The sequence below is a fragment of the Dysgonomonas sp. Shenzhen-Wh21 genome (assembly GCF_043392705.1).
Classification (GTDB): domain Bacteria; phylum Bacteroidota; class Bacteroidia; order Bacteroidales; family Dysgonomonadaceae; genus Dysgonomonas.
This window is the reverse complement of sequence record NZ_JAIXHZ010000155.1, coordinates 1-17419: the sequence shown is the minus strand read 5'-3', so window position 1 is coordinate 17419 and position 17419 is coordinate 1. Positions and strand designations below refer to the sequence as shown.

12 protein-coding genes and 1 pseudogene are annotated in these 17419 nt (G+C 37.3%); 9 read left to right on the top strand and 4 right to left on the bottom strand.

Annotation, left to right across the window (positions count from 1 at the left end):
• From LDB17_RS10395 to LDB17_RS10370, 6 genes and pseudogenes are all read left to right on the top strand, one after another.
• Positions 1-925 (top strand): annotated as a pseudogene (locus tag LDB17_RS10395) (SusC/RagA family protein); the annotation flags it as partial.
• A gap of 11 nt (positions 926-936) precedes the next feature.
• Positions 937-2697 carry a RagB/SusD family nutrient uptake outer membrane protein gene (locus tag LDB17_RS10390; RefSeq protein ID WP_135104077.1) on the top strand — a complete coding sequence of 587 codons (1761 nt, stop codon included), beginning with the start codon at positions 937-939 and terminating at the stop codon, positions 2695-2697.
• Between the two features lie 108 nt (positions 2698-2805).
• Complete coding sequence (locus tag LDB17_RS10385) at positions 2806-5346, top strand: glycoside hydrolase family 9 protein (RefSeq protein ID WP_252636443.1); 2541 nt, start codon at positions 2806-2808, stop codon at positions 5344-5346.
• A 13-nt stretch (positions 5347-5359) separates the two neighbouring features.
• Entirely contained in the window at positions 5360-8380 is a 3021-nt protein-coding gene (locus tag LDB17_RS10380; protein WP_252636442.1) for a xanthan lyase, read from the top strand.
• Positions 8381-8736: 356 nt separating this feature from the next.
• Positions 8737-9861: a DEAD/DEAH box helicase gene (locus tag LDB17_RS10375; RefSeq protein WP_252636441.1), complete on the top strand. Its 1125-nt coding sequence runs from the start codon at positions 8737-8739 to the stop codon at positions 9859-9861.
• A gap of 28 nt (positions 9862-9889) precedes the next feature.
• Positions 9890-10345, top strand: a complete 456-nt coding sequence (locus LDB17_RS10370; protein WP_252636440.1) for a cold-shock protein — start codon at positions 9890-9892, stop codon at positions 10343-10345.
• A 14-nt stretch (positions 10346-10359) separates the two neighbouring features.
• Here LDB17_RS10370 and LDB17_RS10365 read toward each other — a convergent pair whose 3' ends face one another.
• The 3 genes from LDB17_RS10365 to LDB17_RS10355 form a co-directional block, all read right to left on the bottom strand.
• On the bottom strand, positions 10360-11208 hold the full coding sequence (locus LDB17_RS10365; protein ID WP_252636439.1) for a hypothetical protein: 849 nt from the start codon (positions 11206-11208) through the stop codon (positions 10360-10362).
• A gap of 71 nt (positions 11209-11279) precedes the next feature.
• Positions 11280-12428, bottom strand: a complete 1149-nt coding sequence (locus tag LDB17_RS10360; protein ID WP_252636438.1) for a dipeptide epimerase — start codon at positions 12426-12428, stop codon at positions 11280-11282.
• Between the two features lie 27 nt (positions 12429-12455).
• Complete coding sequence (locus tag LDB17_RS10355; protein WP_252636437.1) at positions 12456-13661, bottom strand: SH3 domain-containing C40 family peptidase; 1206 nt, start codon at positions 13659-13661, stop codon at positions 12456-12458.
• Positions 13662-13967: 306 nt separating this feature from the next.
• On the opposite strand from LDB17_RS10355, the gene LDB17_RS10350 reads away from it, so the two are divergent.
• Both LDB17_RS10350 and LDB17_RS10345 read left to right on the top strand, forming a co-directional pair.
• Entirely contained in the window at positions 13968-15230 is a 1263-nt protein-coding gene (locus tag LDB17_RS10350; RefSeq protein WP_252636436.1) for a putative DNA modification/repair radical SAM protein, read from the top strand.
• A complete protein-coding gene (locus LDB17_RS10345) occupies positions 15230-15991 on the top strand; it encodes a TIGR03915 family putative DNA repair protein (protein ID WP_252636435.1) in 762 nt (253 codons plus the stop codon). The genes LDB17_RS10350 and LDB17_RS10345 overlap by 1 nt, the downstream gene beginning before the upstream one ends.
• Before the next feature lie 104 nt (positions 15992-16095).
• On the opposite strand, the gene LDB17_RS10340 is transcribed toward LDB17_RS10345, so the two are convergent.
• Positions 16096-16932, bottom strand: a complete 837-nt coding sequence (locus tag LDB17_RS10340) for an energy transducer TonB (protein WP_252636434.1) — start codon at positions 16930-16932, stop codon at positions 16096-16098.
• 218 nt (positions 16933-17150) lie between these two features.
• Between LDB17_RS10340 and LDB17_RS10335 the strand changes: the two genes are divergently transcribed.
• Positions 17151-17419, top strand: a 269-nt coding sequence (locus tag LDB17_RS10335) for a glycosyltransferase (RefSeq protein ID WP_393925028.1), incomplete at its 3' end; no start/stop codon positions are given.

The following is a 17419-nucleotide window of genomic DNA, read 5'->3' as shown; positions in this document are numbered from 1 at the left end:
ATTAACTAATGCAGGAGATATAAGAACTAGAGGGTATGAACTTTCTGTAGATTTTAATTATCCAATCAACAAGGATATAACAATATATGCTAGTGCTGCTTTATCTGATTATCAAACAGAGGTAACAAAATGGGATAATCCTACAAATTCTTTAGGCGAATTCTATAAAGGAATGAAGGTTGGAGAAATTTGGGGATTTGAGACTGATCGCCTTTTCCAGAAAGATGATTTTAATGCTGATGGAACATTTAAAACAGGAATTGCAAGTCAATCGAAATTAATAACTGGTAGCTTTAAATATGGTCCTGGAGACGTTAAGTATAAAGATTTAGACAAAGATGGAGAGATCACATCGGGAGATCGTACTGCAGATAATCCTGGAGATATGAAAGTGATAGGAAATTCTACACCTCGCTATCAATATAATTTCCGTGTTGGGGCTAATTTCTATGGATTTGATATCGATGTATTTTTCCAAGGAGTAGGTAAACGTGATTATTGGGCTAGTTCTGACTTAATTTTGCCTTTATATAACCGTGCCGATGCTTTATATGCCCATCAAATGGATTATTGGACAGAAGATAATACTGACGCATTCTTCCCGAATCCATATTTTCCTCATGCAAGTAATGCTGTAGGTCAAGGTGTAACCGGATCAAATAATTTTGTGTCTCAATCAAGATATCTGTTAAGTATGGCATATCTTCGTCTAAAGAATGTAACACTTGGTTATACTTTACCGGCTACTTTAACTAGCAAAATAGGCGTAGATAAAGTAAGGGTTTATTTCAGTGGTCAAAACCTTGCTGAATTTAAGAATAGCCGTTTGCCTGTCGATCCTGAGATTAATGAGACAGAAGCTGCTTGGGGGCGTACATATCCATATCCAAGAACATTGTCATTTGGATTACAAGTTAATTTCTAAATTTTACGATTATGAAGAAAATTAAAAAATATATAAGTCTGGCTATAATCGGAGGAACAATGGCTTTCTTTACTTCATGTAATGATTTCCTTGAAAGAGACCCTCTCGATGGTTTTACAGATCAAAATTATTGGACAAGTGAAGCCAATGTGAAAACATATGCATGGAAATTTTACAATCAATTTAAAGCGTATGGTATCGGTACAGGCACAACTGCTGAGTTCTTTTTTCAAAGTGCAGGAGCTACAACTTGTGCTAACTTCTCAGATGATATAACAGCAAACTCTTATTTGCCATATCAGCCCAATCCAAGTAGCTCTAACACAGAATGGAGAGATAATTATGAGTATATCAATCGAGCAAATATTATGCTCGAAAAGATACCTACTGTACCAATGACAGATGAAGCCAAAAATCATTGGGAAGGTGTCGCTCGTTTCTATAGGGCTCTAGCGTATTATAAATTGGTTCAACGCTTTGGAGATGTCCCATATTACGATAAACGAGTGACGGATATTAATAATGTGCAGGTAGTGTATCTTCCTAGAACTAGCCGTAGCGATGTGATGGATAAGGTTCGTGAAGATATAAATAAAGCCGTAACATTGTTAAGGGAAGCCGATGAAGCTAATTCTGTAAATAAATATGTAGGGCTTGCTCTTAAAGCTAGGATTGGTCTTTATGAGGGTACTTACCGAAAATATCATAATGCTGGGGATGGAAAGGTTTTCTTACAAGATGCTAAAAGTGCTGCTGAGGATATTATTGCTTCAACGAAATTTAAATTAGTTACAGGAGCAGATGCCTATCAGTCTGTTTATAATTCGGAAGACTTAAGCAAAAACTCAGAAATGATTTTATATAAGTCATATATTCTTGGAGTACAGGCTAATTCTATTCAGGCTTATACGAACACATCTACAGTTGTAAATGGGATGACAAAGGCCGCTTTTGAAAATTATGTGTGTACTGATGGTCTTCCAATCTCTCAATCACCATTGTATACTTCAACTAAGGATTTTCAAGAAACATTAAAGAATAGGGATCCTCGTTTATTAGCAGCGGTTGAAAAAGAGGGTATAAGTTTTAGAGGTTCTGATAAATCATTATCAAGATCGAGAAAATCGTCTACAGGATATGTTATTAGTTTATTCTATAACTCTGCATCTCCTAATATAACAACCACAGGACAAAATACAATTGATGCTCCAATATTTAGTTATGCAGAGGTATTGCTAAATTATGCAGAAGCGAGTGCGGAGCTAAAGGAAATTACACAAGCGGATTTGGATAAATCTATCAATCTATTAAGAGCCAGAGCAGGCATAAAAAAACTTACATATGTAACTGAGGATAATGTTCAGGTTGACGGAGTAACAATCAATGATCCAAAACGTACAAGTGTTTTGGAAAATAAGACAGGAGCTGTTTCTTCTATTATATGGGAAATTCGTCGTGAGCGCAGAGCAGAACTTATGACATGGACAGAGCTTCGTTATTATGACCTTATGCGTTGGAAAAAGGGAGATTACCTTGATTATACTTCAAATCCCGATGTTGCTTTAGGTGCATATTTAGATAAAAGTAAATTATCAGAGAATGAAAAGAAAAATATAACGTTAAACGATGATGGTTATATTAAAGTATATCCTAGTAACAATAGAGTATTTGATGCTGGTAAAAATTATTTAAATTCAATTCCAACAGGGCAAATCGATTTATATAAAGGGGAAGGTGTTGATTTACCTCAAAATCCAGGATGGAATAAATAATGTTATAAAATCTACCTTCTTTATATAATTAGATTTATACATTCTATATAGAAGGAGACATCCTGGGATGCCAAGTTGTCTCCTTCTTTTATCTTAATCTTTTGTCACATGAAACAGCATCGCTTAGTCGCTTTTTTTATTTTTTGCATGATGGTTTCCCTGTCTTATGGACAATCTTCATGGGTAAGGATAAATCAATTGGGATATCTACCCAAAGATATCAAAGTTGCAGTATTGATCTCAACTGAAGAAATTACCCCCGATTTATCTTTTCGTGGCAATAGAGGACAACCTCCCGTGTTGCCTACAACTCAACATGGTACCCCTGATTTTTCTCTTGTTGATGCAAAAAACGGAAAAGTAGTATACAGCGGACAGGGAAAAATTGCGGATGCTGCATATTGGGGATTAAAATCGGCTTTTCGTCTCGATTTTTCTTCTGTTCAGGCAGAAGGCGATTATTATATTGAAGCTGCCGGCGTTAAATCTCCTCAATTTAAGATTGGAGCAGATATTTATGAAGGGTCTGTTGATTTTATGCTCAATTATATGCGCCGTCAACGTTGCGGGCATAATAATTTTTTAGGTACCGTTTGTCACCAACATGATGGTTTTATTGTAGAGCATCCTACCCGTACAGGGGAACATATTGATGTTCGCGGTGGTTGGCATGATGCAGACGATAAATTACAATATGTTACCACCACAGCAAGTGCTATCTATCACATGATGTTAGCTTATTATCAGGCAAAAGATAAAACAATTTTTCAAGACAATTATCGTGCTGATGCTAGTCCTGGCAGTAACGGAATTCCGGATATCTTAGATGAAATCCGTTGGGGATTAGACTGGCTATCCAGAATGAATCCTGCACCTAAAGAAATGTATAACCAGATAGCAGATGACCGAGACCATGTCGGTTATGGCTTGCCACAAAACGACAATGTGGATTATGGCTGGGGACCGGGCAAGGGACGACCGGTTTATTTCATTACCGGAGAGCCTCAAGACTTACCTAATCCCAGAAATGGAGAGATTCGACTGAACCGTACCACCGGAGTGGCTTCCTCTGCAGGTAAATTTGCTTCCTGTTTTGCTTTGGGAGCCGAACTTTTCAAGAATATAGATCCTGCTTTTGCTCAAGTATTATCAAATAAGGCAGAGCCTGCCTATGACTTTGCTCTTGAATATCCCGGAAATACTCAAACAGTTTGCGTGGTTTCCCCTTATTTTTATGAAGAAGATAATTATGTGGATGATATAGAATTAGCAGCTGCTACGTTCTATACTCTCACTAAAGAGCCTAAATGGCTCGCCGCAGGAGACTACTGGGGACAACTTGAACCCGTTAATCCTTTGTGGGCATTCGGATTTGCACGTCACTATCAATTCTATCCTTTTGTTAATCAGGGACATCACCTGATGGCAAAATCCGATGATGCAGTAACAAGTAAAAAGTTCACCGACTTTATGCGTCAAGGATTACAAACTATTCGAAACCGTGCAGGTAATGAGCCGTTTATGAATGGTGTGCCTTATGTGTGGTGCGCTAACTTTGCCATTATTGGAGCTGCTTCTTATGCTCACCAATATAAAGAGGTCTCAGGAGATAGTTCATTTCAAGAGATGGAAGCTGCTTTACGTGATTGGATTTTAGGTTGTAATCCTTGGGGATTCTCTTTTATAGGAGGTTTTCCTGAAGGAGCAGCTTCTTCCAGAACAGACGAAACTCGTTTGGGAGGATTGGTTGATGGCCCCATCAATGAAGGTTGGCATGATACATTCTTGGGCGTTCCAAAAGTGAGTCGCAGTAAAGATCCTTTAGCTGCCTTTCAGAATGGTCCGGCTGTATTTCATCAAGATTCCTATGGTACCAATGAGCCTGTGATCGATGGTACTTGTTACATGATATATTACCTCTCCATAATGGAGCAACTAGGAAGAAAGCAGTCTAATAAACCGAATAATACGGTAAAAGATGCCTATGGAGCTACTGTTAGAATCAACACAGATAAGAAAGTAATTCATTTGATATTTTCTGCAGATTCCGCTTTTGAAGGAGCTACAACTATTCTTAAGACATTAGATAAAAACAAAGCAAAAGTTTCTTTTTTTCTTACAGGGAATTGTCTTAGAATGAAAGAACATAAAGAAACCATTAAGAACATTATTAAAAAAGGACATTATGTAGGGGGACATTCAGATAAGCATTTGTTATATGCTTCTTGGGGAAATAGAGAACAATCTCTTGTGACATCAGATAGCCTTATTAATGATTTAAGGCAAAATATGTATGAACTCGAAAAGTATGGAATAAAAGAATCTGAAGTAAATTATTACTTGCCTCCATATGAGTGGTATAATAAAGAAAATGTAAGCTTAATTGAATCGCAAAATCAGATAACGATTAATTTTACTTCCGGACTGAGAACAGCTGCCGATTATACAACACCGGATATGAAAAATTATATGTCTTCTCAACAGATAATAGATCAGTTGTTTTCGTATGAAAAAGAAAATACACTGAATGGTGCAATAATTCTTATTCATCCGGGAACTCATCCTGCTAGGAAAGATAAATTATATTTGAGATTAAATGAAATTATAAAAGGTTTAGTAAAGAGAGGTTATTCTTTTGAACGTTTATGATAAATAGATTATAATGAAAAGGACGTTTTTTTTCAATATTGCTATTTTATTTCTCTCATTTTTTATAGTGAATGAAATAAAGGCTCAAATTATTTCCGATAGTATTAAAAATAATATTGGAACATACCTGACAGAATTTGCCAACAAAGATGTAAAAACAGGGAGAATAAAAATAGACTCTGTCAACGTGAAAGGAAAAACTATAAGCTTCTTTGCTGGAGTAAACCTTTCTTATATTCCTTTTCAGAAAAATGAAGTAGCTGCCATTTATAATAAAATCAAAGGTCTACTTCCCGAAAAGTATAAAAAATACAAAGTCGAATTGATTACAGATACTAGAAAAGTAGAAGATTTGGTTTTGTTTGGAAAAGAAAAAAAACAGCTGTTTGCTAACAAACTTGAAAAACCATTGATCGCAAACTTATCTCAACCCTATGTTGCTGACCGAGGGTTGCAAAATCATCACCTGGCTATATGGCAAAGCCACGGGTGGTATTACGAACAAAAGCTAGCACGCTGGGAGTGGCAGCGAGCTCGAATCTTTCAGACTGTAGAAGATTTATATACCCAAAGTTATGTATTGCCATACTTAGTACCTATGCTCGAAAATGCAGGTGCGAATGTTTTACTGCCTCGCGAACGTGATATACAGCGTCGTGAAATAATTATAGATAACGATAGAAACAAAGATAAATCGATATATAAAGAAATTAATGGAAAAGACAGCTGGACAGCTGGCTACTATGAAGGATTTGCATATTTGAAAGAGTCATATCTGGATGGAGAAAATCCATTCAGATCAGGCTCTTACAAAGAAGTAAAGACAATAAAGGCTGGAGAAGAAAGTCGATGTGAATGGATACCCGATATTCCCGAAAATGGTAAATATGGGGTATATATATCGTATAAGACTTTACAAAATAGCACCGATGATGCCCGATATACAGTATATCATAAGGGCGGAAAAACCGACTTTAGTATTAATCAAAAGATGGGTGGAGGTACTTGGATATTTCTGGGTTATTTTTCTTTTGATAAGGGTGTAAATGAAAATTGCAAAGTTGTATTGACCAATAAAAGCAATAAAGCCGAACGCATACTAACCGCTGATGCTGTTAAGATAGGAGGCGGAATGGGCAATATTGCAAGGCGGCCTCATGCCAGTGGCATTGTAACAGACAATACTAAGAGTTCTGAAACTATTGAAAATAATATAAAGAAGCTGCCTGCGATAGATTACAAACCGGAAGTAAGTGGTTATCCTCGTTATACAGAGGGAGCTCGTTATTGGTTGCAATGGGCCGGTGCTCCCGATAGTATATATAACAAGAGCGAAGGAAAAAATGACTATACCGACGATTATCAAAGTAGAGGGTTCTGGGTAAATTATATTGCCGGAGGTTCTTCTGTATTACCGAAGAACGACGGTCTGAATATTCCGATAGACCTTGCAATGGCTTTTCATACCGATGCGGGTACTACCTTCAACGATTCTATTATAGGAAGTCTGGGTATCTACATGACGCATCACAATGATGAAAAGTTTGAAAATGGTAAGACTCGCTGGGCCTCCCGTGACCTTACGGAGCTGATAATGGATGAGATAGTAAAAGATATTCGCCGCGAGTATGAGCCGCAGTGGACTCGCCGCCAGATGTGGAACCGTTCTTATAGTGAAGCCCGTGTTCCGAATGTGCCTACCATGTTGTTAGAATTACTATCGCATCAGAATTTCGCCGATATGAAGTATGGGCTCGATCCTCGTTTTCGTTTTACGGTTAGTCGCTCCATATATAAGGGGATGCTCAAATTTGTGGCCCATCAATATGGTTATGACTATGTTGTGCAGCCATTACCTGTAAAATCATTTAGTGCACAATTTTCCGGGGATACTCAGGTGGAATTAAAATGGAAGCCGGTAGATGATCTTACCGAGCCAAGCGCAAAGCCTGATCAATATATCGTATATACACGTATAGGCGATGGAGACTTTGATAATGGTAAGATGGTGAATGGTGCAAATGCGATTATGCCGATCGAAAAAGATGTATTATATAGCTTTAAGATAACTGCTGTAAACAAGGGAGGACAAAGCTTCCCTTCCGAAATACTTTCGGTATGTAAAAAGTCGAAAGAGAAAGGACAGGTGCTTATAGTCAATGGTTTTGATAGACTATCTGCTCCTTGTAGTTTTGCATCAAGAGATAGTATTGGTGGATTTTTAGACTTTATTGATCATGGAGTGCCGGATAAAGTAGAGTATAATTATATTGGAAGCCAATACGAATTCAGGAGGGTAATACCTTGGATGGATGACGATGCAGCAGGCTTTGGTGCAAGCAATGCGAATTATGAAACAACGGTTGTTGCCGGAAATACATTTGACTATCCGTCTATGCATGGGCGATCTATTGCTGCAGCCGGATATTCGTTCGTATCTGTAAGCCGTGATGCTATATTGGACGGAACTGTGGACATGAACTCTTACAAATTAGTAGATTTGATATTAGGGAAACAGCGACAGACAAAAATTGGTAGAGGTGTAAGCCCTGTTGAATTCAAGACATTTACCAAAGAGTTGCAAAGCGAAATTACTGATTATTGTAAACAAGGAGGAAATATCTTTATAAGCGGAGCTTATGTCGCTTCTGATCTGTGGGATACAGAAAAGCCTCAATTAGAAGATCAAAAGTTTGCTGTTGATGTGTTAAAATATAAGTGGAGAGTCGGGCGTGCAGCAGTTGAGGGAAAAGTAAAAACAATAGCGTCTCCATTTCCTGCATTTTCTGGCAACTATGAGTTTTATACCAAACTCAATTCCGTAGCTTATGCCGTAGAATCACCTGATGCTTTAGAGCCAGCCGGAGATAATAGTTATACAGTATTCAGATATACAGAGAATAATCTTAGTGCCGGTATTGCTCATGATGGCGATTACAAAACATGTGTAATTGGTTTTCCTTTCGAAGCGATAAAAGATCAAGCAGAAAGAGACAGTCTGATGTCAAATATTCTTTCTTTTATGTTTAAATAAAGGAAAAAGGAGGAAGTGTCCTGGAATAATACAAATTATTTCAGGACACTTTTTTATTATCGTCTATATCGTTTTATTCCCCTATATACTAGAGGGTTTTATCAAATAAAACCCGAAGAATACAATAAGTCGATTTGTTTTCGTATCTTTGTCTTTTGAACAATCGAGTTTATATTGTATCTTTCTTCGCAATGTTTTGCTCCGCCACTGTTTTAGCGGAACTTCCCATCGTAAAAAATGACGTCAAAATTAACTTTCTTGTTTATTTTATTAACAAGTTACGGAAATGTGTTGCACAGTGTTCGTAACACATTATTCAATTATAAAATCTGTAGTAGATTACAGTTAAACTATTTATGACATTTAAAGAATTAAATATTATTGAGCCGATATTAAAGGCTCTGGAAGAAAAAGGATATACAACGCCAACTCCTATACAAGAAAAAGCTATTATTCCGGCTTTAACCAATCGAGATGTTTTAGGATTGGCACAAACAGGTACAGGTAAAACTGCCGCCTTCTCACTGCCTATCATTCAGCAACTTTATTTGAATAAAGTTAGTGGTAAAAGAAGAGAAATCAGAGCATTAATATTAACCCCCACACGAGAACTGGCAATTCAAATAAATGACAGTCTTAATGACTATACTCAATATACAGGACTTCGTCACTGTGTTATATATGGAGGAGTGAAGCAAAAAGCGCAAACAGATGAATTGAAGACAGGCATAGATATATTAGTTGCTACACCGGGACGACTGTTGGATTTGATTAATCAGGGTTTTATAAATCTGGACTCTATACGTCATTTCGTCCTTGATGAAGCTGACCGTATGTTAGATATGGGTTTTATTCATGATATTAAACGTCTACTGCCTAAGTTGCCGAAAGAGAAACAAACTTTGTTTTTCTCAGCTACTATGCCATCGACAATTGCTTCTTTGTCTCGCTCTATCCTCAGAGATCCTCTTAAGGTAGAAGTTACACCTGCATCATCTGTTATAGATACTATCAAGCAATATCTATATTTTGTAGAGAAACAAGAGAAGAAAGATTTGTTAATCAATTTATTGAAAAAAGATAAAAAACAGTCGGTTTTAGTCTTTTCCCGCACGAAGCATGGTGCCGATAAAATTGCGCGTCTTCTTTGTAAGGCAGGTATAGGTAGCGAGGCTATTCATGGCAACAAATCTCAAAATGCACGTCAACGTGCGTTGAATAATTTCAAGTCGCAAAAAACACGTGTTCTCATTGCTACGGATATTGCTGCAAGAGGGATAGATGTCGATCAACTGGAGTTGGTTATCAATTATGACTTGCCCGATGTTCCCGAAACTTATGTGCATCGTATAGGTCGTACCGGACGTGCAGGTAATAGTGGAACTGCTCTTACTTTCTGTTCGGCGGAAGAGAATGCAATGCTAAATGATATTCAGAAATTAACAGGGAAGAAGTTGAATCAATTATCAATTCCAGCGTAACAAATATAAAAACATAAATATATAATTAATGGCAAAATCAAATTCATTTAACAAAAGAGAAATAGAAAAAAACAAACAGCAAAAGAGAAAAGAAAAACAGCAGAGAAGAGAGGAAAGACGAAATGCTCCTGTCGACTCATTTGAAGATATGATCGCTTATGTGGATGAGAATGGCGTTATAACCAGTACACCTCCCACTCAGACGAATAAACAAGAGATAGAAATAGAAGATATCGCTATTTCAACACCCAAGAAAGAAGATGTAGAAGATCCTATACTCAATGGTCGTGTAGAATACTTTAATCAGGATAAAGGGTATGGCTTTATTAAACACACAGGCAGTACAGAAAAATACTTTTTCCATGTAAGCAGCACTTTAGTGCCTGTTGAAGAAGGCAATATGGTGACATTCGAATTGGAGCGAGGTCAAAAAGGCATGAATGCTGTAAGAATCACTCTGGCTAATAAGGAAGATAAAAAGTAATATAGATACCTTATCTATATTAACTGTCCGTTTTCTTTATGATATTCAATCAGTCCTTTTATCGGATTTTCAATAATAACATCAATGTATATTCCTAAGTCTTGAGCTATTTCTCTTAAGATAAAGGAATACATTTTTGCTATCGATCCTACAAAGCGTATAGGATATTCCGCATATTCATATTGAAGGATATTCCTTTCAAAGAAAGATCGTAGATTCTTTCTGACTAAATTATTGATATAGGGATGTTCGAGATATTCGTATAAAAAGAATGACAAAACAGATAAGAGTTTGTTTGGGAATGGTTTAGAATAAATATAATCCATGATCTCATCCGGATCAATCTTATACTTTCTGTAGAATGGCTCTATAAGCTCAGTAGGAGCTAATCCTTTTAAACAATCTGCAAGAAATATTTTACCTAAAGAAGCGCCACTTCCCTCGTCCCCAAGGATATATCCCAAAGGTTTTACATTCTTTATAATAGTATCCCCGTCATATAAACACGAGTTAGAGCCGGTTCCCAAAATACAGGCAATACCGGCTTCGTTTTTAAATAGGGAACGAGCCGAACCCAAAAGGTCACTTTCGATGATCGATGGTGTTTTAAACTGGGCTTCAAGTGAAGCTTTTACTACATTCTTCTTTTCTAGAGAAGAACAACCAGCTCCATAGAAATATATAGTATGGAATTTAGTCTTAAAGAAGACCGGTGGCAGTTGTAGCCGAATAGAACGACTTATCTCCTTTCTTGTTTGGAAAAAAGGATTAATACCATCGGACAAGAAATGTTCTACAATTCCACTTCTGTCCACCAGGCACCACTCTGTCTTTGTAGAGCCGCTTTCAGCTAGTAATATCACGTATTCTTATGTATTAAATTTATGCAAAGATAGATAAATAAATATAATTCATCATCAAAAAACTATTTAGATCACCCGACTTTCTCTATTCCGATTCCGGGCTTATCATCCAGATGTAACTTACCATTTATAACTGTTACCCCTTTGAAGCAGTCGTTACTGATCAATAGATTTCCATCCAGATCTGCCCAATCTACAGCTGGAGATAATTGCGTTGCGGCAGAGATGGCACAAGACGTCTCGGTCATACAGCCTATCATTACTTTCATGTTGGCTGCCCGTGCAACAGTTTGTATTTTCCATGCCTCACGCATACCTGTGCACTTCATTAACTTGATATTTACTCCGGTGAAAGCTCCTTTTAGCCGTAGTACATCTTGGAGACGTTGAAAAGACTCGTCGGCAAATACAGGCAACGGGCTTCTTTCTGTAACCCATGCGGCATCTTCCAGATTGTACTTGGGCATTGGCTGTTCGATCATGACGATACCTTTTTCTTTTAGCCAGTTGATCATATCCAATGCATAGTGTTTATCTTTCCATCCCTGATTGGCATCTACGGCTATAGGCTTGTCGGTCACAGTCCGTATAGCCTCTATCATCTGCTTGTCATTTTCTCTTCCAAGCTTTACCTTCAGTATATTGTATAATGGTGCAGCCTCTCTGGTTTTTTGTTTAACAACCTCATCCGTATCGATACCAATCGTAAACGTTGTAGATGGTGTTTTCTCTTTGTCCAATCCCCATATTTTATACCAGGGCTGATTCATTATTTTGCCTACCAAATCATGCAATGCTATATCGATGGAAGCCTTAGCTGCAGTATTGTTCTCTGTTATTTTGTCGATATAGGTGAGTATATCATCCAGCTCAAACGGACTGGAAAATTGTTCGAGGTCTACTTTTTTCAGAAATTCGATTACCGAAGCTTGAGTTTCGCCCAAATAGGGAGGGAGAGAAGCTTCTCCATAGCCAGTTATGCCATCGTATGTAATTTCAGTCAGTACAACAGGTGTTGTTGTGCGTGAAGAATTAGCAATAGTGAATACATGGCGCAATTGCAGATCGTATGGCTTAAAGCTTAACTTCATTTTCTTATTTAATGAAATAGTCTTCTTATTATTTTGAGCAAATGCTGCTAATGGATTACCGGCGAGTAACCCGCTGCCTATTGTTGTCAGAGCTGCTGTTTTTAGAAAATTACGTCTCGATTGTGGCATGATTCGATATATTAAGTGCAATGTTAATTACTTATAGAATGAATTGTTTGATATAGACCATATTCCCGATCCTTCTTTATCTATGGCCCCTATTATGCGCGAAGCTCTGATGAATTCTTTTGTATTCACTTCGTCATAATCATTGTCTTTAGGGTTGAGGCTGCTGATGCGGATATAGCCCGATGCATGAATGAATTTATTGTTGCCAATATAAAATGCGACATGACGTATACGTTCTTTTTTATCTTTTTCAGCTTTTTTTCCAAAAAACATCAAATCTCCGGGTTGTAAATTTCCATATCCATTACTTATATCAATCGGTATGCCTGTATGTACCTGTTGTGAGGCATCTCTCATCAGAATAATACCGTGCATTAACGCTATTGTTTTGGTAAAACCGCTACAGTCCATACCCTTTACCGATGTGCCACCCCATACATAAGGAATACCCATCAGGGAGTATGCCTTTTTTACAAAATCGTTCCCTGATATTGTAATTTCGGCAAGCCAGTCTTCATATTTTTTACTTTGGCTTTTTAGTATATATGCCTTCCGTCCATCGGGATATGATACTTTATAAAAATCTCCAACCTCGCCTTCTTTTTTCAGAATGTTGCAACTGACTAGATCGGATACAGTCTGACTTTGTGTATCAGGTGCAGAATATGCAAACCCAAAATAGTCTGTAAATATTATTTTTTTAGCTGAGTTCCAATTCTCAAATTCAGTCTTAGTCATCGGGTGATAATTTATTTCCTGAGTCCAAGCTATGTATCCATCAGGAGTTTGTATGCGACTCCATCCATCTTTTTGCAAAATTCGGATTGGTGTTCCGAGGGTAGCCTGAGTAGCCATTTCGGCCGAGAATTTGCCTTCAACTCGTATATCGGCAACAGACAAGGTTATCACACCATACGTCTTGTCTCCTAGATCTTTATCGGGTAATAATTTTATCTTATCCGTGAAGTTTTTTCCATAGATTTTTTCAGACTGCTTTATTAATTCATTATATGCAGCAATGTCGGATGTAACTCCTGATAATGTAGGATTCTTTTCGTGATCATCTACTTTTATATCAAACACTTTTACTCTTTTATCAGAGATATGTTTTTCTCTGATATTGTTGAGGATTGTCTCTAGTTCTGCATGCTTGTAAATTTGTTTGTCTGTATTTTGCGCATATAATACAGAATAGCATATACATAAAGCAATCAGTGTGCATATTTTTTTCATAACGGCAGGCCTGTAATAATTAATTAGATGTGATATTACAAATATATGCAAAATAAGGATTTCCGCCGAGTTTCACTTTGTGTTTTCTCTTTTTGTGTGGTTAAAATAATTTAAAATGTATGCCTAAACATTAATTTGATGTATGTCCTTTATACTCGACTTTAATGATACATTTTGTTTAATGGTAATAAAATTATTGACTATAAATTGCAAGTAATTAGTGCTTTAATTATTTTTCAACAAAAGATCTTATTTTAAATTATTTTATAATAACCTCTCTTTTAAAATGCTTTTCTTTGTATTTCTATGAATGATAATGTACTCGAAAAACTGAAGGTATTGGCAGAGTCGGCTAAGTATGACGTTTCTTGCTCTTCCAGTGGTACTGTCCGCAAAAATAAAGCGGGCGGACTTGGAAATACTGTAGGTGGTATGGGGATATGTCATAGTTTTACAGAAGATGGGCGTTGCGTTTCATTGTTGAAAATTATGCTAACCAACTACTGTATTTATGATTGTGCATATTGTATCAATCGTAGGAGTAATGATATTCGTAGAGCTACTTTCACCGTCCAAGAATTGGTTGATCTTACAATTGAGTTTTATCGTCGCAACTATATCGAAGGACTTTTTCTTAGTTCGGGCGTTATTAACAACCCAGACTATACGATGGAGCGTATGGTGAGAGTCATAAAAAATCTCAGAACTGTACAACGATTCAATGGATATATTCACATGAAAAGTATACCCGGTGCTAGTCAGGAGCTGATTAGTGAAGCCGGATTGTATGCCGATCGTATGAGTGTAAATCTGGAAATACCCACAGAGGTAAATCTGAAACTGCTGGCTCCTGAAAAAGATCATCGCAGTGTATACAAGCCGATGCGTTATATTCAGCAGGGAATGCAACAAAGTATAGAAGACAGGCGAAAGTTTCGTTCTGCTCCACGCTTTGTTCCTGCCGGACAGAGTACGCAAATGATAGTAGGTGCAACTAATGAGCGGGATAAGGATATCTTGCGTGTGTCTTCTATCCTTTATCAACAGACACAGATGAGGCGTGTATACTATTCGGGTTTTATTCCGGTAAATAGCTATGATACTCGTTTGCCAGCCTTAAAGCAAGCCCCATTGGTGAGAGAAAATCGCTTATATCAGGCCGACTGGCTGATGCGTTTCTATCAGTATAGAGCTGATGAAATAGTGGACGATGCATATCCTGATCTTGATCTTGAGATTGACCCGAAATTGGCATGGGCACTGCGTCATCTCGAAATATTTCCGGTGGATATTAACAAAGCTGACTATGCAGTGATTCTTCGTGTGCCCGGTATTGGGGTTAAGTCGGCACAGTATATTGTAACTTCACGTCGGCATGGAAAGTTGAATGCTTCACACCTTAAAAAGATTGGAGTGGTGATGAAGAAAGCGCAATATTTTATTACTTGCAACGAACTACCCATGTATACTGTCAATGAAGCTACCCCGGAGTATGTTCGCAAAATCCTTACAGAACCTAAAAAGCGAAAAGGTGATGATAGTCAGTTGTCTATAATATTCCCCGACTGATGGTAGTATTTTTTTACGATAAAACTTTCGAAGGCTTATTGACCGCCATCTTTGATGCATATAGCCGAAAAGTATTTCCCGACAGATTACTGGCAGAAGGAGATATTGCTCCCATGTTTATGGATGATAGCTATACGGTGGTTACGCAAGAAGACAAAGCTACTCGGGTTTGGAAAGGATTAGAAAATAAACTGTCGAAAGGAGCATGCAACATGCTTTCCTATGTTTGGCTTTCGGAGGAAGAAGGAAGTGACGATCTTATGTTTCGTTATATCCGTAAAGCGCTTGATAATAAAATCTCTATAGAAACGAATTTTGCAGATAGCGATGTTTTGCAGATGAGCCAATTAGCCAGAAAGGTATCTCACGAAGAGCTTTATCTGAAACAGTTTGTGCGTTTTCAAAAAGCGGCTGACGATATATTCTTTGCACCTGTATTTCCCCGATATAATGCTCTTCCTTTGGCTATTGGTCATTTCAAAGATCGCTTTTCGGATCAAAAATGGGTTATCTATGATATGAAAAGAAAATATGGGTATTACTATGATCTGAATACAATGGTAGAGATCACACTTGATAATGATGAGCATTTGCTGGGAGGAAAATTGGATGAAAAGTTGATGGCCGAAGATGAAAAGTTATTTCAAGAATTGTGGAAAGGTTATTTTAAGTCGATGACCATAAAAGAACGTATAAATCCAAAACTGCATCGCCAGCACATGCCAAAACGTTTTTGGAAATACCTTACCGAGAAACAATAAGAAGGCTGTTATAGAGTTTTTCTTGTCTTTTGTCATCCTGATCGAAGAGAAATCAATATAGGATAAGGTAAAAACTCTATACAGCCTTCTTGGGCAGAGTACTTCTATTGTTTCAGTTTGAATACAATCGGAATTGTGAAATATACCTGAACCGGATTTCCGCTTTGCTTCCCAGGAATCCATTTTGGCATACTTTTTATAACTCTCATTGCTTCCTTGTCGCATGTCGGACTGATTCCTTTTAATAATTCCAAGTTGGATATTTCACCGGTTTTGCTAACAACGAATCTTACTATAACACGTCCCTGTGTTCCTATTTCTTGGTCTACGACAGGATATTTTAAATTATTAGAGATAAATTTATACATTTCGGACTCACCTCCAGGGAACTGAGGCATGATTTCTACTGCAATAAATGTCTCGGGTTTCTTTTCTGTTCCTCCCTTATCTGTTGGTGTCATTATGGTCTCAATGTCCTTTCGGATTGCATCAGGGTCAGTAGAACCGTTTTCTACCTTGTGTTTTCCAATGGCGTCTTTGCCTTTTGCTACCTCTTCCATTGTCACCATCTGTTCTTCATTATTGACTTTAGTGTCATCTACAATTGTTGGTGGAACAAACTTCGTCATTTGTATAAATTTAGGTGGTTCAGGAATTGGTGGTTTTTCAATCTCATCCACTTTGTTTAATGGCTGATCGAGAATAGCCATTTTGTACTCTCCTGTCATATTTTCAGCCCGTGTCCCTGTTGCAGCTTTTACAGTACTGATGATTAATGGTAGGGCTGTTACAAAACCTACAAAAACTAAGATGATAGCAAAAGCGAGAATGTGTCGTTTCCAAGAAGATTGCCTTAAAGCGAATGCTCCGTATGATTTGTTTCTTCCTTCAAAAACGATGTCACACCATTCTGTTGAGTTTAGGTTTACTGCGTTTTTCATAACTGTATGTTTTAAATTGTTACTTAATCTTGTCTTTTTCTACTTAATAGATATTAAAGTCTCTGAAATTCCATAAAGAGGTATTAATTTTTTTTAATCTCATTGAAAAAGTTCTTTTAGCGAAATGGATATCGTAATATTTTAGTTTTTTTTGTCGGGCAAATTTTTATTTATCAATACTTAAAATGCTACATTTGTAACTTAATATATTGTAGGAAATGTCAGATTCAATAGTTATCATCCCGACTTATAACGAAAAGGAGAATATAGAGGCCATTACAAGGGCAGTGTTCAATTTACCTAAAGAGTTCGATATTCTGGTTATTGACGATGGGTCTCCTGATGGAACCGCTTCTATTGTAAAGAGGCTTCAAACAGAGTTTCCCGAAAGGTTGCATCTTGTGGAAAGAGCTGGTAAACTTGGTCTTGGAACTGCGTATATCGCAGGGTTTAAATGGCCTCTATATTCTCCTTTTCGTTATAAGTC